29 protein-coding genes are annotated in these 23,697 nt (G+C 48.3%); 11 read left to right on the top strand and 18 right to left on the bottom strand.

The window, feature by feature from the left end; all coding sequences use genetic code 11:
- Positions 1-7: 7 nt before the first annotated feature.
- On the bottom strand, positions 8-910 hold the full coding sequence (locus BRW63_RS04890; protein WP_073069792.1) for a carbohydrate ABC transporter permease: 903 nt from the start codon (positions 908-910) through the stop codon (positions 8-10).
- Positions 911-915: 5 nt separating this feature from the next.
- Positions 916-2,166 carry an ABC transporter substrate-binding protein gene (locus BRW63_RS04885; RefSeq protein ID WP_073069791.1) on the bottom strand — a complete coding sequence of 417 codons (1,251 nt, stop codon included), beginning with the start codon at positions 2,164-2,166 and terminating at the stop codon, positions 916-918.
- 147 nt (positions 2,167-2,313) lie between these two features.
- Here BRW63_RS04885 and BRW63_RS04880 point away from each other — a divergent pair, with 147 nt between their 5' ends.
- Positions 2,314-3,633: an ABC transporter substrate-binding protein gene (locus tag BRW63_RS04880; protein WP_073069790.1), complete on the top strand. Its 1,320-nt coding sequence runs from the start codon at positions 2,314-2,316 to the stop codon at positions 3,631-3,633.
- A gap of 24 nt (positions 3,634-3,657) precedes the next feature.
- Here BRW63_RS04880 and BRW63_RS04875 read toward each other — a convergent pair whose 3' ends face one another.
- Positions 3,658-4,689, bottom strand: coding sequence for a glucokinase (locus BRW63_RS04875; RefSeq protein ID WP_073069789.1), 1,032 nt, complete (start codon positions 4,687-4,689; stop codon positions 3,658-3,660).
- A 100-nt stretch (positions 4,690-4,789) separates the two neighbouring features.
- Here BRW63_RS04875 and pdxH point away from each other — a divergent pair, with 100 nt between their 5' ends.
- The 4 genes from pdxH (at position 4,790) to BRW63_RS04855 (ending at position 7,640) form a co-directional block, all read left to right on the top strand.
- The gene (gene pdxH / locus BRW63_RS04870; protein WP_073069788.1) at positions 4,790-5,431 is read left to right on the top strand and encodes a pyridoxamine 5'-phosphate oxidase; all 642 of its coding nucleotides are present in this window, start codon (positions 4,790-4,792) and stop codon (positions 5,429-5,431) included.
- Positions 5,432-5,742: 311 nt separating this feature from the next.
- Positions 5,743-6,123 (top strand): hypothetical protein, encoded by a 381-nt coding sequence (locus tag BRW63_RS04865; RefSeq protein ID WP_073069787.1) that lies wholly within the window; start codon positions 5,743-5,745, stop codon positions 6,121-6,123.
- A 63-nt stretch (positions 6,124-6,186) separates the two neighbouring features.
- Positions 6,187-7,173, top strand: coding sequence for a carbohydrate kinase family protein (locus tag BRW63_RS04860; RefSeq protein ID WP_073069786.1), 987 nt, complete (start codon positions 6,187-6,189; stop codon positions 7,171-7,173).
- A gap of 2 nt (positions 7,174-7,175) precedes the next feature.
- The gene (locus BRW63_RS04855; protein WP_073069785.1) at positions 7,176-7,640 is read left to right on the top strand and encodes a CYTH domain-containing protein; all 465 of its coding nucleotides are present in this window, start codon (positions 7,176-7,178) and stop codon (positions 7,638-7,640) included.
- A gap of 81 nt (positions 7,641-7,721) precedes the next feature.
- Here the strand turns inward: BRW63_RS04855 and BRW63_RS04850 are convergent, their stop codons facing one another.
- From BRW63_RS04850 to BRW63_RS04800, 11 genes are all read right to left on the bottom strand, one after another.
- Positions 7,722-8,138: a putative toxin-antitoxin system toxin component, PIN family gene (locus tag BRW63_RS04850; protein ID WP_073069784.1), complete on the bottom strand. Its 417-nt coding sequence runs from the start codon at positions 8,136-8,138 to the stop codon at positions 7,722-7,724.
- Entirely contained in the window at positions 8,135-8,437 is a 303-nt protein-coding gene (locus BRW63_RS04845) for a ribbon-helix-helix domain-containing protein (protein ID WP_223257291.1), read from the bottom strand. Before BRW63_RS04845 ends, BRW63_RS04850 begins: the two co-directional genes overlap by 4 nt.
- 37 nt (positions 8,438-8,474) lie before the next feature.
- Positions 8,475-8,747, bottom strand: a complete 273-nt coding sequence (locus BRW63_RS04840) for a hypothetical protein (RefSeq protein ID WP_073069782.1) — start codon at positions 8,745-8,747, stop codon at positions 8,475-8,477.
- A gap of 244 nt (positions 8,748-8,991) precedes the next feature.
- Complete coding sequence (locus BRW63_RS04835; protein WP_073069781.1) at positions 8,992-9,600, bottom strand: PIN domain-containing protein; 609 nt, start codon at positions 9,598-9,600, stop codon at positions 8,992-8,994.
- On the bottom strand, positions 9,597-10,067 hold the full coding sequence (locus BRW63_RS04830; RefSeq protein ID WP_073069780.1) for a hypothetical protein: 471 nt from the start codon (positions 10,065-10,067) through the stop codon (positions 9,597-9,599). The genes BRW63_RS04835 and BRW63_RS04830 overlap by 4 nt, the downstream gene beginning before the upstream one ends.
- Positions 10,068-10,304: 237 nt before the next feature.
- Positions 10,305-10,508 (bottom strand): type II toxin-antitoxin system HicB family antitoxin, encoded by a 204-nt coding sequence (locus BRW63_RS04825; protein WP_219898549.1) that lies wholly within the window; start codon positions 10,506-10,508, stop codon positions 10,305-10,307.
- Between the two features lie 97 nt (positions 10,509-10,605).
- Positions 10,606-11,211 (bottom strand): 3-isopropylmalate dehydratase small subunit, encoded by a 606-nt coding sequence (gene leuD, locus BRW63_RS04820; protein ID WP_073069779.1) that lies wholly within the window; start codon positions 11,209-11,211, stop codon positions 10,606-10,608.
- Between the two features lie 18 nt (positions 11,212-11,229).
- Positions 11,230-11,991 carry a HEAT repeat domain-containing protein gene (locus tag BRW63_RS04815; protein WP_073069778.1) on the bottom strand — a complete coding sequence of 254 codons (762 nt, stop codon included), beginning with the start codon at positions 11,989-11,991 and terminating at the stop codon, positions 11,230-11,232.
- 52 nt (positions 11,992-12,043) lie between these two features.
- Entirely contained in the window at positions 12,044-12,544 is a 501-nt protein-coding gene (locus BRW63_RS04810) for a GNAT family N-acetyltransferase (protein WP_073069777.1), read from the bottom strand.
- 10 nt (positions 12,545-12,554) lie between these two features.
- Positions 12,555-12,803 carry a hypothetical protein gene (locus BRW63_RS04805; RefSeq protein WP_073069776.1) on the bottom strand — a complete coding sequence of 83 codons (249 nt, stop codon included), beginning with the start codon at positions 12,801-12,803 and terminating at the stop codon, positions 12,555-12,557.
- 106 nt (positions 12,804-12,909) lie between these two features.
- Positions 12,910-14,166 carry an AmpG family muropeptide MFS transporter gene (locus BRW63_RS04800; RefSeq protein WP_073069775.1) on the bottom strand — a complete coding sequence of 419 codons (1,257 nt, stop codon included), beginning with the start codon at positions 14,164-14,166 and terminating at the stop codon, positions 12,910-12,912.
- A 464-nt stretch (positions 14,167-14,630) separates the two neighbouring features.
- On the opposite strand from BRW63_RS04800, the gene BRW63_RS04795 reads away from it, so the two are divergent.
- From BRW63_RS04795 to BRW63_RS04785, 3 genes are all read left to right on the top strand, one after another.
- Entirely contained in the window at positions 14,631-16,061 is a 1,431-nt protein-coding gene (locus BRW63_RS04795) for a form I ribulose bisphosphate carboxylase large subunit (RefSeq protein WP_073069774.1), read from the top strand.
- 84 nt (positions 16,062-16,145) lie between these two features.
- Positions 16,146-16,559, top strand: a complete 414-nt coding sequence (rcbX, locus tag BRW63_RS04790; protein WP_073069773.1) for a RuBisCO chaperone RbcX — start codon at positions 16,146-16,148, stop codon at positions 16,557-16,559.
- A gap of 35 nt (positions 16,560-16,594) precedes the next feature.
- Positions 16,595-16,954, top strand: coding sequence for a ribulose bisphosphate carboxylase small subunit (locus BRW63_RS04785; RefSeq protein WP_073069772.1), 360 nt, complete (start codon positions 16,595-16,597; stop codon positions 16,952-16,954).
- Between the two features lie 84 nt (positions 16,955-17,038).
- Here BRW63_RS04785 and BRW63_RS04780 read toward each other — a convergent pair whose 3' ends face one another.
- Positions 17,039-17,863, bottom strand: a complete 825-nt coding sequence (locus BRW63_RS04780) for an NYN domain-containing protein (protein WP_073069771.1) — start codon at positions 17,861-17,863, stop codon at positions 17,039-17,041.
- Between the two features lie 216 nt (positions 17,864-18,079).
- Between BRW63_RS04780 and BRW63_RS04775 the strand changes: the two genes are divergently transcribed.
- The 3 genes from BRW63_RS04775 to BRW63_RS04765 all read left to right on the top strand — a co-directional run bounded on the left by BRW63_RS04775 (position 18,080) and on the right by BRW63_RS04765 (position 21,131).
- Positions 18,080-19,042, top strand: coding sequence for a response regulator (locus BRW63_RS04775; protein ID WP_073069770.1), 963 nt, complete (start codon positions 18,080-18,082; stop codon positions 19,040-19,042).
- A 101-nt stretch (positions 19,043-19,143) separates the two neighbouring features.
- Positions 19,144-19,836 (top strand): bifunctional demethylmenaquinone methyltransferase/2-methoxy-6-polyprenyl-1,4-benzoquinol methylase UbiE, encoded by a 693-nt coding sequence (gene ubiE / locus BRW63_RS04770; RefSeq protein ID WP_073069769.1) that lies wholly within the window; start codon positions 19,144-19,146, stop codon positions 19,834-19,836.
- A gap of 65 nt (positions 19,837-19,901) precedes the next feature.
- A complete protein-coding gene (locus BRW63_RS04765) occupies positions 19,902-21,131 on the top strand; it encodes a DUF445 domain-containing protein (protein ID WP_073069768.1) in 1,230 nt (409 codons plus the stop codon).
- A gap of 5 nt (positions 21,132-21,136) precedes the next feature.
- Here BRW63_RS04765 and rsgA read toward each other — a convergent pair whose 3' ends face one another.
- From rsgA to dnaJ, 3 genes are read right to left on the bottom strand one after another with little or no spacing between them, the layout of a single operon-like run.
- Positions 21,137-22,261: a small ribosomal subunit biogenesis GTPase RsgA gene (gene rsgA / locus BRW63_RS04760; RefSeq protein WP_083582702.1), complete on the bottom strand. Its 1,125-nt coding sequence runs from the start codon at positions 22,259-22,261 to the stop codon at positions 21,137-21,139.
- A gap of 19 nt (positions 22,262-22,280) precedes the next feature.
- Entirely contained in the window at positions 22,281-22,529 is a 249-nt protein-coding gene (locus BRW63_RS04755) for a sulfurtransferase TusA family protein (RefSeq protein ID WP_073069767.1), read from the bottom strand.
- Positions 22,526-23,662 (bottom strand): molecular chaperone DnaJ, encoded by a 1,137-nt coding sequence (gene dnaJ / locus BRW63_RS04750; protein WP_073069766.1) that lies wholly within the window; start codon positions 23,660-23,662, stop codon positions 22,526-22,528. Before dnaJ ends, BRW63_RS04755 begins: the two co-directional genes overlap by 4 nt.
- Between the last annotated feature and the right edge of the window lie 35 nt (positions 23,663-23,697).

Raw genomic sequence — 23,697 nt, 5'->3', positions numbered from 1 at the left:
TTCACCTTTAATCAAATGATTCTTCTTTAAACAAACTGCGTTGAATTAGCGTCACGGTCATAATCACGAGTGCCAACATTAGAGTTAAGGCTAGAGCGTATCCCATATCAAGATTTTTGAAGGCATATTGATAGATCAGAAGCACGATTGTCAGGGTTGCGTTATTAGGGCCTCCTGATCCGCCTGAGAAAATATAGGACTGATCAAATAACTGAAAAGTACCAATGATTCCCATCACGATCACAAAGAATGTCACGGGTTTAAGAAATGGGAGCGTAATACACCAAAATTTCTCCCACGGGGTTGCTCCATCGATCGAGGCTGCCTCATATAAACTCTCTGGAATATCCTGCAAGGCTGCTAAATAAATCACCATAAAAAGCGGAGCGGTTGCCCAAATATTCATTAGCATGATGCCTTTGAGCGCAACATCTGGATCGCCCAACCAATTGTAAGTAGGAAGTCTTAAAAAACTCAGGAAACTATTGAGCAAACCGTTTGTATTGTAGATCCACATAAAGATCAATGTCAGAACGGCTGATGATGTGACGGTAGGGAGAAAAAACGCGACTCGAAACCAGCTTTTTCCTTTGATTTGAGTGTTAAGAATGAGTGCTAAAACAATCGCTAAAATCGTTTGAATGGGGACTACGATCGCGACATATTCAACGGTGTTTTGCAGCGCAATCCAAACTCGTTCATCAGATCCCATCCGCACAAAGTTTTTGAACCCCGCGAATCGAAAGCTGATTTCACCCAAAAGCTGAACTCGGTAGAAAGCAAGCACGATCGTAAAAATAACAGGAATAATCAAAAAGATTCCTAGAACGACGATCGCCGGAGTCATAAATAGATAACCCGACAGCGTTTCTCGTGTACTTCGTTTATTCCAAAGCGTTTTATTCAGCATATCGACTAATTGGATAAATAAATTTCTCGATTTGCAGTGTCTTGAGCTTTTTGCATTGCATCTTTAAGCGATTGCTGACCGATTAAAGCGCTCACAAATTGATTATCAAAGTTTGTCAAAATTGTGGGGAGTGTCTCTCCGGCTTGCCAGGTAGTTGCATACTTTGCTCCGGCAATTAATGGAGCATAAAGAGAGGTGCGATCGGACTGCAATTCTGCTAAAACCGATCGCCGAGACGGTAAAGCAAATCCTTGATTTCCTGATGTTTTCATCACCGCTTCACTGGTTAAATATTCGATCAGTTTCCAGGCAGCTTCTTTATGGGTTGATTTACGATTCATCACATAAGCAACGGTATAAGCCATCGTGCCTTTTCGCCCATTAATCGTCGGCACTTCTGCGGTGGCAAACTTCAGATTTGGGAACGTTTCTTTGAAGTAAGGAATGCTCCACGCCCCTGAAAGTAGCATCGCCACTCTGCCTTGCCCCAGCATATCGTCACCTGAGCTTGCCCCCACATCTGACGGTTGAGCCGATGAGCGATCGCGCCGATATTGCTCAATCACGAGTTGTAAACCCTTTAAACTTTCTGGCGTGGCGAAGGCTGCATAATTATTGCGATCGACCAATTTTCCGCCAAATGCCTGAATGATAAACTGCTGCCGAGGCAACTCTGGGGTAATTCCAAATCCATATCGGTTTGGTTTTCCGTCAGGCTCAGATCGCGTCAGTTTTTTTGAATATTGAATTAACTCATTCCAGGTTTTAGGAGGCTGCTTAATATCTGCTTTGGCGAATGCTGTTTGGTCATAGAAAAGAGCCAGCGTAGAGAAATCTTTTGGAATGCCATAGATTTTTTCATTACGCTTAAAGGCATTGATTAATGTTGGCTCAAAATCAGATATATTAAACTCAGGCTTAATATATGAATTGAGAGGTTCCAGTACTTCAAATTTCATCAATAAAGGAGCCTCAAATGCATCTAAATAAAACACATCAGGGGCAACATCTCCGATTAAGCGAGTTTTGATCACATCCATATATTGGCTGTTAATCACTTCATGCTTAACCTTAATATTTGGATATTTAGCTTCAAATTGGTCAATCACTTTTTCTAGAAGTTGAGACTCGATCGGGTTACTCTGCCAACCACTGAGCGTAATCTCGATCGTTCCCTCATTTTGATCACGAGAACGACACGCAGTTGTTAACAAAAGTAAAGCTGAAAATGCCAAACTGGAAAGCAGCTTTTTCATATAGAAATCTTTAAAAAATTGTGTCTAATGAGCATTATCAAGGCTGATAGATCTGAACCTGACTCCCATAAGACAGACTTTAGAACAAAAGTGTTTCAAGTTGAGATAATGACTTCCAGAATCGCAAAGACGACGGAGCAACGCTAAATGATTTTGCAACGATTAGAAGGGTTTTTAAGGAAGCAAAATTTTCGGCAACGCCTGTCTGGGTTGATCGCGCTGTGTCTCAGCCTTTTGCTGATTGGGTGTCAACCACAAGCCCGATCGTCCAATGTGACTCAGTTAACGCTCTGGCAAGGAGTCAACCCGCCACCTAACCGAGACGTTCTGCAAAAACTGGTCGATAAATTTAACCAGCAGCACCCAGACATTCAGGTTGAGTCGCTTTATGTGGGGCAGGGCGATCAGCAGATGCCTAAAATTCTCTCAGCCGTGGTGGGCAACGCCGCCCCTGATATGCTGTGGTTTGCGCCCATGTTGACCGGGCAACTCGTCGAATTGGATGCTCTCCGATCGCTAGACGATTTTCTATCCGCTTCGCCGTTGAAACCTCAACTCGATCGCGCCCTTTTTGACACAATGACTTTTGAGGGACACGTCTGGTCAATTCCCTTCAGCACCAATAATGTCGGAATTTTCTATCGTCCCAGTCTGTTTAAAGCGGCTGGAATCACTGAACTACCTAAAACCTGGGAAGACTTTCGGCAAGTGGCAAAGCGCCTGACTCGTGACACGGACGGAGACGGGCGTGTGGACACTCACGGAATTGTGCTTCCGCTCGGCAAAGGAGAATGGAGTGTGTTTACGTGGCTGCCGTTTATGTGGAGCGGGGGCGGCGAATTGATTGGACAACCCAATGCGGGAACCGAGGCGTTAAACATTGTTAACGAGGGCGCGATCGCCGCTCTTCAACTCTGGCAAAATTTAATTCAAGATGGTTCGGCAATTCTCTCGCAGCCAGAACGCGGGTATGAATTAGACGGCTTTATTGCCGGAAAGGTGGCAATGCAGATCTCCGGCCCGTGGACGTTAGGACAATTGCAATCGACGAACGTTGATTTTGGAGTGTTGCCGATTCCGATCGGGGCACGACCCGCAACGGCGATCGGCGGCGAAAATCTGTTTTTGTTTAAATCGACTCCAGCGCGAGAACGAGCTGCATTTACGTTTGCAGAATATGTGATAAGTGACGAATTCCAAACCGAATGGGCGATCGGAACGGGCTATTTACCCATCAATCTCAAATCTCGTGAAAATCCAGACTATCTGAAGTTCAAAGCTCAACAGCCTGCCGTTGATGTGTTTTTGCAACAGGCAAAATATGGACGATCGCGCCCCATTTTTCCCGGCTATAATCGCATCTCAGACAATTTGGGACGCGCGATCGAAGCCACTCTATTAGGTCGAAACTCTCCAGCAGAAGCGCTTAACGCCTCACAGCGACGGCTAGATTTGATTTTCAAATAGAGTGGCTCCGCCTAACAAACTCTGCTATAGCTTTGCCGCGCACAGCCCTGCCCCAATTAGCCCAACGTGGGGATTGAGAACAATCTGAACCGGAATGCGTTCTAGAATCGAACCCATCCGACCTTTGTGAATAAAAGCGCTGAGAAAACCGCCCTCTTGAATGAGTGGCAGAATCTTCGCCGCGATGCCACCTGCAATATATAAACCTGCATAAGGGAGAAGTTTTAGCGCTAAATTTCCCGCTTCAGCGCCGTAGGCTTCGACAAACATTTGCATCGTTTTTTCAGATAAGAGATCGCGATTTTCTAAGGCTGCCTTCGCGATCGCCGCCGCCGGATCAACAGTTTTCTCGCGTCCTGCCTGAGATTCCCACGCTCTGACGACTTCACCCACTTCAGGAGACTCAGTGGCAAATTGGCGATCGCGCAAAAACTGATAAATCGCCACCACTCCCTGACCCGATACCACTCGCTCGGCTGAAATGCGATCGATATTGTGTTTGTCAAGCAAATAGCGAGAGAGCTGAAACTCTAGCTCCGATCTCGGTGCAAAATCCGCGTGTCCGCCTTCAGAGCCAAACACCTGATAGTCAGCACCCGTATGGATGAGATATCCTTGTCCTAATCCCGTTCCTGCGCCCAAGACGGCGATCGGGGCTTTTTCTTGAGGATGTCCAACTTGCAGCACATGCAAATCTGACTCGCTTAAGCCCAACACGCCATAGCCGACCGCTTCAAAGTCATTAATCAAAGAGATTTTAGGAATCGCCAACACTTGCGACATCCGATCGGCTTCTAAAGTCCAACCAACGTTAGTCACCTTTGAGGTGTTGTTAACCACAGGCCCAGCGATCGCAAAGCACGCTTTTTCGGGCGAGAAGGTTTGCCCCAATTCCTGCTTGGCAGCCGCCAGAAAGGTCTGCACCATCGGCACCAAATCAGGAAAATCATGACTGGGATATCGCACTTCATAGAGTGAATGCAACGAGTCTTCTGATTTGACCAATCGCAAAATCGTCTTCGTTCCGCCAATGTCTCCCGCCAGCAATATGGTCATAAATCGACTCCTCTAATAACTGAAATTTAGCGAACCTCAGACATGACTGCAACGCGCTTCAGACCCCAATACAATCAAGAAGAGATTGAGCAAAGATGACATGAATTCACCGATCGCTGACTTAAGAAAAGACTACACCCTAGAAGAACTCAACGAAACGGAGGTTGACCCAAATCCGTTTGTGCAGTTTCAGCGCTGGTTTGATCAGGCAGTCGAGGCAGAGCTTCCCGAACCTAATGCTATGACCGTTGCCACTGCTACCAAAGAAGGGATTCCGTCTGCCAGGATTGTCTTATTGAAAGGCTTTGACGATCGTGGGTTTGTTTTTTACACCAATTACAACAGCCACAAAGCTCAAGAACTGCTCGATAATCCTCACGCTGCCCTCGTGTTTTTGTGGACAGAGTTAGAGCGACAAATCCGCATTGTGGGCAGTGTCGAGAAAATTTCTGCCGAAGAATCCGATGCTTATTTTTATAGTCGCCCGATCGCAAGTCGTCTCGGTGCCTGGACATCCGAGCAAAGTCAGGTGATTCCAAATCGCGATGTTTTAGAACAACGCTTAGAAGAATTAAAGGCACAGTACGAAAATCAAGACATCCCCCGTCCGCCACACTGGGGAGGGTTTCGAGTCAAGCCGATCGCGATCGAGTTTTGGCAGGGGCGATCGAGTCGCTTGCACGATCGACTCCGCTATCGGTTGCAAAATGGGGAATGGATGCTCGATCGGTTGTCACCTTAACAAAACGTGAGTTCGACGAGTTTTTTCGCTGCGTTCTTCAGCGCTTCAGCCCCCTAAATCCCCCAATTCTGGGGGACTTCAAGCCCAGAATTTAGGTTCAAAGTCCCCCAATTTTGGGGGATTTAGGGGGCAGCTCGGATTTGCAACCGCAGCGAAAAGCTCGATCGGTTGTCACCTTAACAAAGAGTGACCATTTCTGAACGGCTTTAGGCTTTCGTGAGGCGTTGCTTTTGGTTAAGATAACTAGACAATAATCTTGACGGACACGACAGTGCCCTATCCCTACGTTTGTATCTTTACGTTTATCCTTCATGTCGATCGAACTTGGGCCCTTCAGATTTCCGATTGATGCCACTGTGATTGCGGGGGTTGGCTTGTGGTCGCTGGCACTCTATTTGGGGTTTTCACCGATCGGAGACTGGGTGATCGAGCAACTCAACCGCTGGTTTAACTTTGCAGAGCGATCGCTCTACATCTCAGAGGAAGAATTTGAGAAGACTCGCCCCGCGAGAGAAGCCCAAAACGCTTTCTATGCGTCTGTTTTCAGCATCATTCCATTTCTGGCAGTGGGCGCTTTGTGCAGCTATGGAGTCGAGGTGAGCCTGGGTAAAAGTTGGGCAATCAGCGTCGGCATTCTTGCCTGTATAGGCTGCGGAATTTATGAATTAGGTCGTCGAGACGGGCAGATTTGAATCTTAAACTTTACGCGGCGCAGGTTCTCATAAACTAACAGTGGCAAGTCAAGGAAATTTACTGTGACTCATCCTCGTGTTATTTGTCTGGGCGAAATCTTATTTGACTGCATCGCCGATCAGCCGGGTCGATCGCTCGAAACGGTCGAGTCGTGGACATCCTACCCTGGTGGTGCCCCCGCAAATGTGGCGTGTGCTTTGACAAAGCTTGGCACCCCGTCAGCATTTGTGGGCTGCGTCGGGCAAGACGACCCTGGACGATCGCTCGTCGAGTTGCTGCAAACGATCGGGGTTGACACGACAGGCATTCAATCTCATCCGACGGCTCCGACGCGCACAGTGATGGTGTTGCGATCAGAGTCGGGCGATCGGAGCTTTGTGGCATTTGGCGGCAAGCGCCCCTCATCGGAGTTTGCCGATACGCATCTACAAGCAGCGCAGCTAACTCCAGCGCTGTTTGAGTCAGCCGATTTTTTGGTATTGGGCACGCTCGAACTTGCCTACTTGGACAGTCGAGCCGCGATCGCTCGTGCCCTCGAACTGTGTGAACAGTTTTTCGTCAAAATCGTACTCGATGTCAACTGGCGACCTGTGTTTTGGGCAGATTCTCAAGCGGCTTCGCCCATGATTCATGACCTGATCAAACGAGTCGATTTTCTTAAACTGGCAGAAGAAGAAGCCGATTGGCTGTTTGGCACCACTGACCCCGGCGCGATCGCTCATCGCCTTGGCACCTTAGAAGGAGTCTTAGTGACGGCAGGTGAAAAGGGTTGCGCTTACTGTTTAGGAGAAAACGAAGGGAAAGTGCCTGCCTTTAACGTCGAGGTTGAAGACACGACCGGGGCTGGAGACAGCTTTGTAGCAGGATTTGTCCATCAACTCTGTCAGCATGGCATTCAAGAATTGGCGAACCCTAACCTGGCTAAAAAGGTTGCCAGCTATGCCAGTGCTGCGGGAGCGTTGACGACGACGAGACTCGGCGCGATCGATGCCCAACCCACCGCCGCCGAAGTGGATGCTTTTCTGTATTTGCAGCAGCAAGGAGGCTAAACATGGGCGTTGAAATCGAACGCAAGTTTTTAGTTACCCACGATTCTTGGCACGATCTTGCCCCCGGAGTGCTCTATCGTCAGGGCTACATTTCCACTCAGCCAGAACGAACGGTGCGCGTCAGAGTTGCAGGAGATCGAGCCTTTATTACCCTCAAAGGAGCCACTCAGGGAACTGCCCGATCGGAGTTTGAATACCCAATTCCGCTAGAGGATGCGAACGAGATCTTAAACGTTCTCTGCGTGTCGCCTTTGATTGAGAAATATCGCCACAAGATTGAGTTAAACGGGCTGACCTGGGAAGTTGACGAATTTTTAGGCGAAAATCAGGGGCTAGTGATCGCAGAAGTTGAGCTAGAGAATGCTGACCAAGCGATCGAGCTACCTGACTGGATCGGGGAAGACGTTTCTCACGATTCGCGATACTACAATTCCAATCTAGTCACCCATCCCTTTAACCGATGGTGATTGGTTTCGATTCGACAGATCCAGCATCCACATCTTAAAGTTGACTTTGGCGATCGAATCTCACGAGCTAACGAGAAATGATCACTCCAAGTCAGCACCAGACAACTCTTCATAAGCCTCAAATTCTGAAGGGGACAGAATATCGATCGCGCCAAACTTTTTCAGAGTCAGCAAATCTTTATCGCCTGTAATAATACAAACAGCTTCGCCTGTAAGGGCTGTCGCCAGAATCATGTCATCGTCAGGATCTCGACACACGTTACTTTTTAACGTCGTAGGGTCAACAATCTGCATCCTAGATCGTAAGAGAGCTTCAACGGCAGCAGCATCTTCATTAGAGAACTTGAATTTCTCTATTAGTTTTTCTCTCAATTCGTTAAGAATAAACTCTGAAGTGATCACAAAATGCACACGCAGACATTGTTCCACCAGAGTGTGGCAAAACCCTTTGGCGAGGAAAGCAGCGATGGGGACATTGGTATCCAGCACCAAATTCATGAAACCATCTCGAAAATATCGTCATCTGTATAGTTAGTCTGCGCCTTTTGCATCAGTTGGGAACGCAATGCTCGAAATTGACGAATGAACAGATAGTCTTCAACGGCTTTTTGAACAAGTGTCTCTGGGGAAATGCCCTCAGTATGGGTGAGATTGTCAAGAGTTGCCTTGAGTTCTGGAGTCAGCGTGATGGTCAGAGTGTCTTCCATATAGTCATGCCCGATTACTCTATATCCCAAATATATCTCGTCAAAGACAGAGACATCCTCAGGGCGATCGCATCTTATTTGTAACTCCATCCGATCGGTGCAATGGAATGATTAGGCTATCAACAACTCACGAAGAAAACTTTTCGTACTTATCATGACTTCCAATCCAGAACCGCTGCTCATAATCCATCGCGCTTGCCTGTCCCTCAGCAATTTCCTGTTTTGCGTGACGGGCAGCAGCGACAAAATTATCCTGTGTTTTCCGAAAGGATTCGTCCCAACGTGCTTCGTCTTGCAAATCGCTAACATACTCACGAATATGCTCTGCAACTCGCTCTTGAATCTCAGCGGGGAGAGACCCCAGCATTTTGACGACGGTATGAATCGCGGGGGACGACATAGGAAAAAATTTGAGAAAACTGGGCTGCTTTTCAGGCTAACACCGATCTCACTCTACGCGATTTTCTTGCTTGGCTGACTAACATCACCAAAATTCTTGATACCAACAAACCACTTTTCAACCACTGCCACAATCTACCACTCAAGCAGATTAACGATAGAAGTGCGCGGCAGCGAGTGGACTGAAACAATAGACGAAAAGACTCTTAACCGTCGGCTCCACTGTGTTGTTGTGCTGCTGTTTCCTACGCTAGCAGGTTAGATTTTAGAAAGTTATAGCCGTGATCAAAGCGTGGAATCATTCTGCAACTAAATCTTTGCAATTCATCCACAATATCAGGACTATCAAAGTCTTTTGAGTTTCGATTTAGAAAACATGCCGATTGAGGTTGATATTGGCGTAAATGACTAATTACTGAAGCATAAATCAGAGCGTCTTGTGACCTCAAGTCATAGGGCGCTTCATACAATGCTGCCTCAGATAGAATCTCAACAGTGAGTGGAATAATTTCTCCAATGTTCAAGAGCCGTTCTCGGTAAGTAATGAATCGCTGTCGTTCTTCTTCATTACTCTGCACCAGCAAACTCGCAATATCTTGGACACTTCTAATGCGGCTTTGGTAGGACGCTGTACGTGAAAGCTGCCGTAACTCACCATCTAGCAACTGTTGTATCTCTCGACGACCCTTTGCCTGACGACTTAATTTTTCGTGGGGTTCTGCAAGACTATAAGCCGGAATGATAAGTTTCGCCAGTCCTACGTTGCAAAGCTCTAAAATCTGCTCACAACTCGCACATTGTTCTTGCTGAAAAGCGAGTTCTAAAACAAAATTGGTTTCAACGTAGATATTCACGCAACAGCCCCATTAACCTTGCCTCCAGTTAAAGCATCATATAAACCTGAATCGATGAGCCATCCCTGAGATTGTTCTATAGTCTCAGTAGGTTTCTCACCATAGATGATCTCTCGCAACCAGGATGAGATGATTAACTCAAAACTTTGTCCACTAATTTGTTCAGGCGTTATCCCTACCTGCTCAAAGTAGGGTTGAAGGATGGGGGAGGCATCAATTGTGTAAGTGGGTGGAACCTGATCTAGTTGAAGATGAGCATCAGTCCATAAATAAAATCGGTCAGGAAAAGTCATCAGAAAATATGGAGCTTTTGGAAAAGTTCCGTGTGCGAGAATGTTTCGCCGAAGCCTTGCTGCCCATTCTGGTGATGTATTGAGTTTACTTTTAACTTCAACAACAAGAACGAGTTGACCGTTACGACTATGGACTGAAAGATCCCAACCAGAAGGGTTTAGTTTGACAGTCATGAGTAAAACCCAGTTTATAAAACCCACTACCTAATATTCTGACGCAAAATGCCGCCTTTTTAGTGACTCTATAAGAACAGCCGAACTGTAACCTGCTAGTACTGCAAAATAAATCAATCTTGAATATTGATAGATAGCTTTTCAATATGCGTCACAACCTGTAGGTAAGCCAAAACTACCAAACAGAAAGCTTTTCGGCGATTTCCAGATGTTGTGCTGCCGCGATCGCATCCATCATCAAGCAATCTGAAGCGTCCTTGGTTCAGGGATAGATTTACCCTCTGCTTGCCAAGCCTCCAAGTACATTTCGATCACTTCTTCGCCGTTATGAATGGCTTCCTCACGAGTTTTGTCATGAGTGCAAGGCATCACCACATACTCTGCAAACTCTGGAATCGTAACCAGGAAAAGCTGATCTTCGTCAGACCATTGAACAATCATGCTGTATTAACTCATGAGTCCTCGTCCTTTCATCAAAAAGTTTCTGCACAATCAATTTTTGATGAGATCGCCCCGCTAAATAAACTTCCCAAAAGCCCTAAGAAGCGAGTTTACTCCAAGATAGATAGGGCAGATTTGCGGCAGTGGCACGAGTCCGATCGCCCTGAGCAACCAGTTGACCACACGCGTCCCAAGTACCTGCCATCAGCATCATGCGAGAGCCTTGGCCCATCGAAATTGGGGCACTAAAGTCACCGCACCGCACTTGCATTGCTTCCAGATCCACCGTGATCTCAACTTGAGGATCGGCAGTCACCATTTCCTGCAATTGCTTGGTTGTGGCAGAGTCAGCCGTCACACAGGGAATGCCCATGACGACGCAGTTGCCAAAAAAGATTTCAGCAAAGCTTTCACCGACGATCGCACCAATTCCCCATTTAGCGATCGCTTGGGGTGCATGTTCGCGACTGGAGCCGCAGCCAAAGTTGCCATTGACGACGAGAACTTTAGCACCCTGATATTGCGGTTGATCAAAGGCGTGTTGACCATTGGATTGGGCGCGATCGTCCGCAAACACGTCGGCTCCTAGCCCATCAAAGGTGACGCAGCGCAAAAATCGAGCGGGAATGATCCGATCGGTGTCGATGTCATTGCCCACTAAGGGAATGCCGCGTCCTGAGACTGTTTTAACTTCACTAACCATAGTTAACTAGTTCGCTCTTTATAGAAACCCTTCTTGCTCTAACTCTTCGATCACTTGCAGTCCGCGCGTGTCTCCCACTTTGAGCATTGCAGATTTTGCATCTTCACGCACGCCCACATCTGAATCTTCAGCAAATGACTCAATCAGGGCATCGATCGCCGTTGCATAAATTACGTTTGAGGGTAGCTCTCGACAAAGTTGCCCCAGTGCCCAAGCTGCATTACTGCGAATTGCTGCCACCGGATCTTGTCTCAGAGACTCAATCAGCGGTGGCACCGCTGCCACTACCGCTTCATAGCCCACTGATGCCATCTGAGCCAGCGCACTGGCTGCCCACAGTCTGACGGCTGGAATGTCTGTTCTAACTGCTGTGATTAGCGTATGCAGGGCACGGCGATCGTGGCAGTTTCCCAATGCCCAGACTACGCCTTTACGCACGTAACCGTTCCAATCTTCGTCATACTGCTTGACGAGTGGCTCGACCGCATCGGCGCTAGGGTTGCGCCCTAAAGCATAAGCTGCACTCACCCGCACCAATGGGCACGGATCATTCAGCAGGCGAATTAAATAAGGAATCGCGCGATCGTCTTGCAGTTCACAAAAAGCCCTAGTCGCCAGCATTCGTTGCTGCACATCCTGCGAGTCAAGGATCGCCAGCATTAAATCGGGGTTGGGCTTGTGTGCCTCTGACTCATCTTCATCGATCGCAGGAAGCTGATCTAGCGGATCGGCTAAATCAGCGTCGATATCCAAGACGGTCAAATCATCATCACTATACATATCTGTAACTTTACCGCACCAGGCGACCAGAGAATTTTGAATTCAAAATTTCTCATGGTTCTAACTGTTTGACCATCCACAACGATTGAGTTTGGTAGCCTAATGCTTGGTATAGCTGAAGAGCAGGCTGATTGGAGGTAAAAACCTGTAAGCCAATCTGCCGATCGCCTCGTTCTCTTGCCCAATCTTCAGCATGACGCACTAGTGCTGCTCCGATGCCTCTGCGTCGATGGTGTGGCATCACATAAAGCAGAAAAATGTGAGCATGGCGATCGCCACTTGCCTGATCGATCGCATTACCCAACCACAAACCTGCGATCGGCTGCACAGAGCGCGAAGAGGGCAGACCTCCCGCAGCAATACCGTGACTAGATTCAACCCACCAGATCGGCGTTTGGTTAGAGAAATATTGCTCGATCGTCACTGCCAAATGAGCAGAGTCACTGGTTGGATAAAGCTCCTGATAAGTGCGCTGCATAAACTTCACCAGCAGCGCCCTGTCTAGCGTCGAACCCACTTGCAACCGATAATCAGGGGATAGCTGATTAGACACGAGTGAGTAATTAGAGCTTTTCAGATGGGGCGAGATCGTCAGGCAACCCTTTAATTAGGGCAGACAGCGCGGGAGGCAACCCAGCTACTGTGTTTGAGACGGGAGCCTGAGCCTTGTCACGGGTCGGATTGACTTCTTCGATCGGCGCAGGTGCCGCCATATCTGAAGGAAGAAAGATTCGGGCACTCACTGCCACCAACGCAACTAAGAAAACCAGCACCACCAGCAGCGGGGCAACATACTGACGAAGAAAAGCCATAGGACGGGCGATCGCAACGAAGGGATTTTTCTAAAAAATTAGCTCAAGATTTGTAAAAATCTCTAATCTTATCCTACCGCTCCTGATCCCTCTAAAATGGAAAAATTTAAACCTCGTCTAAAGGCGTAGAGTCAGCATTCCAAGGCGCAAAGATGGGTAAAAGCATTAACCCTGGCAACGCAGCGATCATCGTGATCACAAAAAACCACGTCCAGCCCGTCACTTCTACGATGCGACCAGCCGGAGCAACCAAAATATCTCGACTCACCGCCATCAAACTAGAGAGTAGGGCAAATTGGGTTGCCGAAAAGCGTTGATTGCAAAGACTCATCAAAAAGGCAACAAAAGCAGCCGTGCCTAATCCTGCACAAAAGTTCTCAATATTAATGGCAATCACCATGAACGGATAATTTTTGCCAAGCTGCGCCAAAATTAAGTAGGTCAGGTTGCTAATTGCTTGCAAACCGCCAAACACCCAGAGCGATCGTGCGATCCCAATTTTGCTAAGAGCGGCTCCTCCAGCTAAAACGCCGACGATCGTCGCCAATAAGCCCATGCCTCCCTGAATGGCACCCACATCGGTTTGGGTAAATCCCGTCTGCAATAAGAACGGCAGCGCCATGTTGTTGACGAGAGCATCCCCCAGTTTATAAAGCACGATGAACACCAAGACAGCACTGCCTCGAAACTTTCCCAAGCGCTGAAAAAATTCGATAAATGGCAGCGTGACTGCTTCGCGCAAGGAATCGGGTGGCTGGGTTTGCAGTTTCGGTTCGGGTGCCCAGAAAGATGCGAGAATCCCAATTCCCATTAATAGAGACAGCAACAGATAAACCCCTTGCCAAGAAGTTTTATCTGCCAGAATCAGCGCCAGTGACCCCGTAACCAGCAGGGCAATTCGATAGCCTAAAACCGCAACGGCTGCCCCTGCGCCCATTTCAAGCGGATCTAACACATCGGTGCGATAAGCATCAAAGGCAATGTCTTGACTGGCACTGAGAAAAGCAATCAACAGCGAATTGATCGCTAACAGTTGCAGCGATTGTTTGGGATTTTGCAGCGACATGGCCGCGATCGCCACCAGCAACCCGACTTGCATGATGACGATCCATCCTCGGCGGCGACCTAAAAAAGGCGGCACAAAGCGATCGACAAAAGGGGACCAGAGAAATTTAAGTGAGTAGGGCAACCCAACTAGGCTAAATAGCCCGATCGCGCTCAGTTTGATGCCTTCGACGGTCATCCACGCTTGCAAAGTTTTGCTCGTCAAATATAGCGGCAACCCAGATGAGAAGCCCAACAGTAAAAGAGCCACCATCTTGCGGCTCTGAAAGACTTGCAGCGGAGATGAAGACGGTTTCACAAGAAACTCCTCTTGAGACGAGCAGACGCAAAATGCGTTCTAGCCATCATCTCACAGCCCTGTCTGATCACAACTGCATCACGACAAGGGTTGAGTTTCTGATGAGAATTGAATCTGCCGAGGATGAGATTCGGCGATCGCCCTCTAGAAACCCTTCGCTTAAGGCCCTGTTACAAAACGATAATTAAAGACTTAATCTATAACGATCGTTTATCTAGTGCTACAGAATTCCTCAAGTATTGCTTATCAAAATCCTGATATCATCCTTAAGAAGATGTCCATCAGACATTCGATTGAGGCAACGCTGAAAACTTGATTTCAAACTTTGGAATCAAATGTGAAAAGTCGATCCCCCATCGGTGTAAGGTACATAAGTTGGACTACCAAACGTAGGTCAGGCAGATTGTCTGAGCGCTGTTGGTGCTGCTTGCTGAGATTTTGACGATTTAAACAGGAAGGGAGATATGTCGTACGCTCAAACGAAAACCCAGGCGAAAGCTGGGTATAAAGCTGGGGTTCAAGATTACCGTCTAACCTATTACACCCCAGACTACACGCCTAAAGATACGGATATTTTGGCAGCGTTCCGGGTGACTCCTCAGCCTGGCGTTCCCCCCGAAGAAGCCGCAGCCGCAGTTGCCGCAGAATCCTCCACGGGAACCTGGACGACCGTGTGGACAGACCTGCTGACCGACCTCGATCGCTACAAAGGACGTTGCTACGACATCGAACCCGTCAAAGGTGAAGATAGTCAGTTTATTGCCTACATCGCGTATCCGCTAGATTTGTTTGAAGAAGGCTCTGTCACCAACCTGCTGACCTCACTCGTCGGCAACGTGTTTGGTTTCAAAGCTCTGAAAGCGCTGCGTCTAGAAGATCTTCGCATCCCCGTTGCTTACTTGAAGACCTTCCAAGGTCCTCCTCACGGCATTCAGGTTGAGCGCGACAAAATCAACAAATATGGTCGCCCCATGCTGGGTTGCACCATCAAGCCGAAGCTTGGTTTGTCGGCTAAAAACTACGGACGTGCGGTTTACGAATGTCTGCGCGGTGGCTTGGACTTCACCAAAGACGACGAAAACATTAACTCTCAGCCCTTTCAACGCTGGCGCGATCGCTTCCTGTTTGTGGCAGACGCGATTCACAAGTCTCAGGCAGAAACCGGAGAAATCAAAGGTCACTACCTGAACTGTACCGCCGCGACGTGCGAAGAAATGCTGAAGCGGGCCGAGTATGCCAAAGAACTCGAAATGCCCATCATCATGCACGACTTCTTGACGGCTGGCTTCACCGCCAACACAACCTTGGCGCACTGGTGCCGCGACAACGGAGTCTTGCTGCACATTCACCGTGCGATGCACGCTGTGATTGACCGTCAGAAAAATCATGGTATCCACTTCCGCGTTCTGGCGAAGTGCTTGCGGATGTCTGGTGGCGACCACATTCACACCGGAACTGTCGTCGGTAAGCTCGAAGGCGACAAAGCGATCACCTTGGGTTTCATCGATCTGCTGCGTGAGAACTACATTGAGCGCGATCCTTCTCGCGGTATCTACTTCACCCAAGACTGGGCTTCAATGCCGGGTGTGATGGCAGTCGCTTCGGGTGGTATCCACGTATGGCACATGCCTGCGTTGGTTGACATCTTCGGCGATGATTCTGTCCTGCAATTTGGTGGCGGAACTCTAGGACACCCTTGGGGTAATGCACCTGGCGCAACCGCAAACCGCGTCGCGCTCGAAGCGTGTGTGCAAGCGCGGAACGAAGGTCGTGACCTGATGCGTGAAGGCGGCGACATCATTCGTGAAGCGTGCCGTTGGTCTCCTGAGTTGGCCGCTGCTTGTGAGCTGTGGAAGGAAATCAAGTTCGAGTTCGAGGCTGTCGATACCGTTTGATCACCTGTTTGAACTTTGGGTTTTAGATTTTAGCGTTAAAGTTTAATCTAAAATCTAAAATCTAGAACCCAAAATACTTCGCTCATGGATCTCAAGCGAATTGCGAAAGATACGACCAAGACGCTGACCAGCTACCTGACTTATCAGGCAGTACGGGTGGTGATTTCCCAGTTGGATGAAACTGAACCAAAGCGCGCCTACTGGCTGCATCAATTCTCTGCACGAGAAAAAATTCAAGATGGTGAAGCTTATTTGCAAGCACTCTTTCGAGAAAGGCAGGATCTTGCATTCCGCATTTTGACTGTGAGAGAGCATCTTGCGAATGAGATCGCTGAGGCTCTGCCAGAAATGCTGCGATCGACGATTCAGCAAGCCAACATGGATCAACGCCGGCAGCAGTTAGAACGGATCACGCAATTAGAGCTAACGGCTCCCAGTTCTTCTATCGACTCGTTAGAAACCTCCGATTCTGAAGAGGCTCACGACGAGTCGCCCTAACCTTAAAAACGCAAAACTTTCGATCGAGGAAATCCATGAAAACTCTGCCAAAAGAGCGCCGTTACGAGACTTTTTCGTTTCTTCCTGCGCTGACCGATGCTCAAATTGCGCGTCAGATTCAGTACACGATCGATCAAGGTTATTTCCCTTGCATCGAGTTCAACGAAACGTCTGAACCCGAAACCTACTACTGGACGATGTGGAAGTTGCCTCTGTTTAATGCAACCAGCCCTCAAGAAGTCCTCAACGAAGTGCAACAGTGTCGCTCTGAGTACTCTAGTTGCTATATTCGCGTCGTTGCGTTTGACAACATCAAGCAGTGCCAGGTGATGAGCTTTATCGTTCACAAGCCTAGTGCCAATAACAGCAGCGGTAGCGGTGGCTACCGTTACTAATTTCGATTAGCTAATTGGTTTAAGCGGGGTAGGTTCTCATCTACCCCGCTTTTTATGTCTTCAAACAATTTCTATCGGCTTCAACTAATCAGAAGTTGCGGTACGGTGTCTGACGTGGAAATCCTTAACTTTCGGATTCTTATGGTTTGGATTTTCTTTGAAGTCAAAAGCTTGGGTTGCCTGCAATAGTTTCCCAAGCTGGCTATAGCCGTAGCTTTTATGGTTGAAACTTGGACAAAGCTTTTTGATTTGCGCTCCCAGGGTTCCTAAGCTTGCCCACCCGTCTTTTCCGACGATCGCTTCGTAAGCATTCTTCAAAAGCTTCAATAATTTTTTGTCAATCTTCAAGCTCTGCTCAGTCGTAGTTTGGAGTTCTTTCGCAGGTTGTTTATTAGTGTTTATCGGATCAGAGATGCTGCTTTTAGGCTCTTTTTGTTGCTTTTCGGCACAGCTTTCTAAGAACTTCAATCCTTCGGTGTAAATGAATTTGTCGCAAGCACTTACAAAAGCTTCTGGCGTTTTTTGCTCACCGAATCCATAAACTTCTAGCCCCGATTCTCGAATGCGACTGGCTAGACGAGTGAAGTCACTGTCACTAGAAACGATGCAAAATCCGTCAAAGTTGCGGGTATACAGCAAATCCATCGCGTCAATAATCAGAGCGCTGTCTGTGGCATTTTTGCCCGTCGTATATCTAAATTGCTGAATCGGTTGAATAGCAAGTTTGTTTAACTTGGCTTTCCAATTTGTGAGTTGTCCGTTTGTCCAATCCCCATAGATTCGCTTGACGTGGGCGGTTCCGAACTGGGTCGCTTCTTTTAAAAGTGCCTCGATCGAGTCAGCACTCGCGTTTTCTGCATCAATCAGTACTGCAAGCCTCTTGCCTTTAGCCGACATCTCACTATCCATACGGGTTGTTGATCGTCAAAATAATTCCTCACTCTATAAATACCCACAGATCACTTCTGATTACGGTCAGATTTCTTTTTATACCTACCTGTTAAAAATCGGGGCAAAATGGCAAGACTAAGAAGGTGTCATTTGCCTAATGCCTTGCTGAACGCCCAAAACAGGATACTGTCGGCGATCGGTTGTTCCCCATCTTTGCGAAGGAGTTAGTGATTGATGGAATATACAGTTCCAGAGCTTGATCCCGTTAGCCGCCAGTCGATGAGTTTAGAGCGTCCTAAAAAGACCAAAATGCTGGTGGTTGACGATGAGCCAGATAATCTTGATTTGCTTTACCGCACCTTTCGGCGAGATTTTCAAGTTCTCAAAGCCGAAAGCGGAATTCAAGCCTTAGAAGTGCTGTCTGCTGAAGGAGAAGTCGCGGTGATTATCTCCGATCAACGGATGCCCGAAATGAAAGGAACGGAATTTTTGAGCCGTACCGTGCCCCAGTTTCCCGACACGATGCGGATTATTCTCACCGGATTTACCGACGTTGAGGATCTGGTTGAAGCGATTAACTCAGGACAAGTCTACAAATACATCACCAAGCCTTGGGACCCTAGCGAGCTGAAAGCGGTGGTGCAGCGAGCCGCCGAAACTTACGAGTTGCTAAAACAACGGACTGAAGAACTGCGACGATCGCAAGCTCAAACCGCTCTGCTCTCGACGATTGTCTACGTCGCTCAAGATGCTTCTAGCTTAGAAAGCACACTGGAACCGATCGCCGCCGCATTTGGCAAGAATTTTCTGGCAGATGGCTGCATTTTGCAACTCGTTGAGCAAGGAACGCTCACGGCTCAAGGAAGCTACAGTTCAGCCGAGTCTTTAGAAAATTGGTTAGAGAAAGACCCGATGGTGCAAGCAGCGATCGTCGCTCAAAAAATCCAGGTTTCTGTGAATGTCCCTGCCGATGCAAGCTTGTCAGAAGTTGCTCACTACGCTAATTCTGGCGTTCAAGCACATCTGATTGTTCCGGTGACGCTGCGGGGCGAAGTGCTGGCGGTGTTATCACTGCAATGGAGACAGCCTTGCACTCTCAGAGACGATGAATTAATGCTGTTGCATCTGTCTGCCCAACAGATCGCGCTAGCGCTAACGTGTAGCCGTTATTCCCCAGGGATGGCATCGCAATTTTGAACTGATTCTTACGATTTAGCAGCCTAAAGCCAAAAAGGAGGTCTTTAAAATCTAGAATTCTAAAGACTTGCTTCTTTCATTAAGTCTTGACTCCAAAATTGATGAATTCTGACCAAATCCAAGCCTTGTTCGATCGCATCGCTCCTGTCTACGACGAGCTAAATACGGTTCTCAGTTTCGGTCAACACCGCATCTGGAAACAGATGGCGGTCAAGTGGAGCGGTGCTAAACCCGGAGATGTGTGCCTCGATCTCTGCTGCGGTAGCGGGGACATTGCCCAAATGTTAGCCGAAAAAGTGGGCAAAACGGGGCAGGTTTATGGCGTTGATTTTTCTTCGGTTCAGTTGGCAGTCGCCCGCGATCGAGCCGATCGCCGCTGTCTCAAACCTCCTATTCACTGGGTCGAATCGGATGTTTTGACGCTCCCCTTCGATGAAAACCAGTTTGATTGCGCCACAATGGGTTACGGTCTACGAAACGTCACCGATATTTTGCTCAGTCTCAAAGAAATCTATCGAGTCCTTAAGCCGGGAGCAAAAGCTGCCATTCTCGACATGCACCGTCCTAACAATGTGTGGGTGCGATCGTTCCAGAAGTGGTATCTCGATGAAGTGGTGGTTCCGGCAGCTCATCGACTGGGCTTCACCGAAGAATATGCCTACATCGCACCCAGTCTCGATAAATTTCCGACCGGAGCGAAGCAAGTTAGCCTCGCTAACCAAGCCGGATTTGTGTCAGCCACACACTATCCCACTGCCGGGGGTACGATGGGAGTATTAGTGATACAGAAATAGAGTGTTGAGTTCTCAGTTTTGACCTCAACATTCAACCTTCAATATTCAAAACTCAAAACGCTGCCTTGGATCTCTCTACACTCTGGCTCTTTGTTGCTCCTCCGGTTGTTGGTGGAATTATTGGTTATTTCACCAACGATGTCGCGATCAAAATGCTGTTTCGCCCCTATCGGGCACTCTACCTCGGCAAACAGCGCATTCCATTTACGCCCGGTCTGATTCCTCGCAACCAAGAACGCCTCGCCAAGCGGATTTCTGACACGATTATGGGGTCGTTGCTGACTCCCGATGAGTTGCAAAAGCTGGCACGTCGGTTGCTGCAAACTGAGCGAGTGCAGAGTGCTTTGCTGTGGTTGTTAAAACTGGCACTTGAGCAACTTGAATCAGATAAAGAGCAGAAAACTGCCAAAATCTTGGCAAACATTCTGCGAGATCTATTTGGACAGTCGTTGCCGCGACTCCTGAAAGTGCTGGCACGGCGCGAAGAATTTCTAGAAGAGCAGCTTAATCAGATTTTCGATAGAGTGATTCTAGAGTTTCAGCTCAATGATGACCAATCGGGGAAACTGGCTGATTGGGTGACTCAAGTAGTGGCACCGCCCGATCGCATTCGTCAAGTGCTGATTGATTTTTTGACCGATCGCAACATCCAGGTCATTGACGAGGGCTTTCGCGAAAAAACTAGTGGCACTTATTGGGTCGTCGCTAATCTCTTTGGCGTTCGTAACTCGCTGGTTCGTTTACGAGCCTTCTGTTTAGACGAGAAAGAAGCCTGCAACACCCTTCTCGCAGAGTTAGTCTTCTCGCTGGGCGTTAAGTCGCGTTTAAAGGAATGGTTGCGAAACCTATCGCTGCAAAACCTCCCCGTTTCGACCGTCAGACAACTCCGCAAAACTATGCGTGAAAGCGTCCGTCACTATCTGCAAGACCGAGGGGCTGAAGTGTTGCAGGGCTTAAGTGAGTCGGTTGATTGGGAAAACGTGGCATCGGTAATTCTGACTCGGCTGCAAACGTCGGATGCGGTGACTGGCTCGTTAGAAGTGATCAGTCAGGAGTTAGCGTTGATTTTAGAGCGATATCTTGAGCGAGATCTCGAAAATATTGTGGCTCAAGCGATTCCGATTTTAAATATTGATCAGGTAATTGTCGATCGAGTCAAAGCCACGTCTCCCGCAGACTTAGAAAACGCGATTAATGGCATTGTGAAAAGTGAGCTGCAAGCGATCGTTAATTTGGGCGGCATTCTAGGTTTTGTGATTGGTCTGCTTCAGTCTGCGGTGTTGCTGATTCGCTAGATTCATTAATCCACTGAGTCGCTCTCATCTTCATCACTTTTCATCCAACGATCGATGTCATGCTTAAGTGATTGCTGCCGAGTCCGCCGCGACTCTTGCCGATACTTTTTCGTGTCGAGTCTGGGTTCATATTGCGCCTCACCCTTCTTGCTTTTTAGCTTCATCACCGCATCGGGGTCAGACTGCTGATTGAGATGAGCTTGAAAGACGATCGCCTCTTCCAAAAAAATCAAGTAGTGTTCGTAGCGCTCCCACTCTCCCCGCACTACACACCCCGGCTCGTCGCGGTGCGTGCAATCATTAAACTGGCATCTCGCTACTGCTAATCTCTGCCGAATTTCTGGGAAGTAGCTCGCTAAATCCTCTGGAGAGCGGTCTAAATCAGGCTGATTAAATCCAGGAGTATCGGCTAAAAGTCCGCCCAGTGGCAACTCAAATAACTCTGTGTGGCGCGTCGTGTGGCGACCCTTTGCCAACTTGCCCGACACGGTTCCCGTTCGCAAATTTGCGGCGGGAATCAGTTGATTAATCAAACTCGACTTGCCAACCCCAGAAGGGCCTGCAACCACTGTAATTTTCTGACTGAGGCGATCGTGAATCTCTGATAGCCCAATGCTCTGACGCACACTAATAAAAAGCGGGTTGTAACCCCATGCTGCTAATCGCTGCGACCAATGTTGTTTTTCCTCTAGGATGGCGAGATCGCTCTTACTTAAGCAAAGACAGACCTCTGAGCCTGTCGATTCAGCTTTGATCAAAAATCTGCTGAGTTGATAAGGCTCAATCGTCGGTTCTGCCAGCGCAAATACTAAAAGAATTTGATCAGCATTGGCGATCGGCGGACGATCCAACTCAGAACGACGCGGGAAAATCTCTGCGATCGCGCCGCTTCCTTGAATCCAATCCGGCTCTTCGACTCGCACCTGATCGCCCACCATCACCCGTTGACCAATCTTTTTCAAGAGCGATCGCCGAGTACACAACAGCATCGACTTGAGATGCTCCCCTTCTACCCGCACCCAATAATAATTTGCTTGAACCGCCAGAACCTTGCCCAAGAGAGACTCTGGGCTTTGTGATAGGGTCACTTCATCAGACACACGGGTTAAGTTTTCTGACTCAGAACTCATAACCAGGAGCCTTTTGAGACTAGCAACGGACTTTCACGGCGAAGAAGCCAGATCGATCTTCGATCGCTTCAATGCGATATCCTTCCATCGTCAAACTGTCAGGAACTTGCTCGATCGGCTCACCTGGATCAAGCCAAACTTCTAGCAAAGAACCGGGCTGCATTTGCTCTAAACGCAGTTTGGTACGAACAAAATTAATTGGGCAAGGGGTTCCGCGCAGATCCATCTGCACATTAGAAGAATCAGAAGTGACATCAGAAGCACTCATCCGCCAAACACCTTACCGAAAAAACCTTCAATTCCGCCCTTTCCCACGCGATCGCCCCGAATTTTTGCCAATTTTTCCAGCAACTCTCGCTCCTCAACACTAATGCGATTTGGGATATCTACTGAAATCGTGATCAGGTGATCCCCACGACTCACAGGGTTTCCCAACTTGGGCACTCCTCGGCTTTCTAGCGTTAGAACCGTGTCAGGCTGGGTTCCTGGAGGAATGGTCAGCTCTTCGGTGCCGTCTACCGTGTTGATTTCTATGCGACTTCCTAAAATTGCCTGCAAGTAGCTCACCTTGATCTCAGACAGGATGTTGATGCCCTCTCGCTGAAACTCAGCATCCTCGTTGATGAACAGATAAACGTAGAGATCTCCGGGAGGACCATTTCGTTGTCCTGCGTCTCCCGCCTCTGAAACCCGCAAACGAGTTCCATTATCTACCCCCGCCGGGATCGTGATTTTGAGCTTCTTAGTCTCTTGTCGCTGTCCATCGCCGCTGCAAACTTCACATTTTTCCTCAACGACCTGCCCCGTTCCATTACAGGTTGGACAGACTGAGACTTGAGTAAAGCTACCAAAAGGGGTGCGCGTCGCTCGACGAACTTGTCCCGCCCCAGAACAGGTCGAACAGGTGCGAGGACGAGTCCCAGGTTTTGCGCCTGAACCACTACAGTTCGTACAAGTTTCTAAATGGCTAATGCGAATTTCTTTTTCGCCACCAAAAACAGCTTCCCGGAAATCGAGCTTGAGGTCGAGCCGCAGATCATCGCCTCTAACTGGACCGCCTCGCCGACGAGCAGTTTGCTGACCACCCGGAGCGCCTCCCGAAAAGCCGTTGAAAAAGCTTTCAAAGATGTCTGCAAAGCCTCCCATGTCGCCGACATCAAATCCACCTGTACCTGCTGCAGACCCAACCCCTGCCTCGCCAAAGCGATCGTAGCGGGCGCGAGTTTCAGGTTCTGAAAGCACCTCATAAGCCAGGTTAATTTCTTTAAACCGCTCCTCGCCTCCCGTCTCTTTGTTGACATCGGGATGATATTTGCGAGCTAAACGGCGGTAGGCTTGCTTAATTTCTTCCTTGTCTGCTTCGCGAGCGACACCCAGAATTTCATAATAGTCACGAGCCATAGAACGCTGTGTCAGGGGTAGAGGGGGCTAGGTTC

Origin of the sequence: Phormidesmis priestleyi ULC007, assembly GCF_001895925.1 — a bacterium.
GTDB classification, from domain to species: Bacteria; Cyanobacteriota; Cyanobacteriia; order Leptolyngbyales; family Leptolyngbyaceae; genus Phormidesmis_A; species Phormidesmis_A priestleyi_A.
Note: the sequence above shows the minus strand (reverse complement) of the source record. Positions and strands in the feature narration are given on the sequence as shown.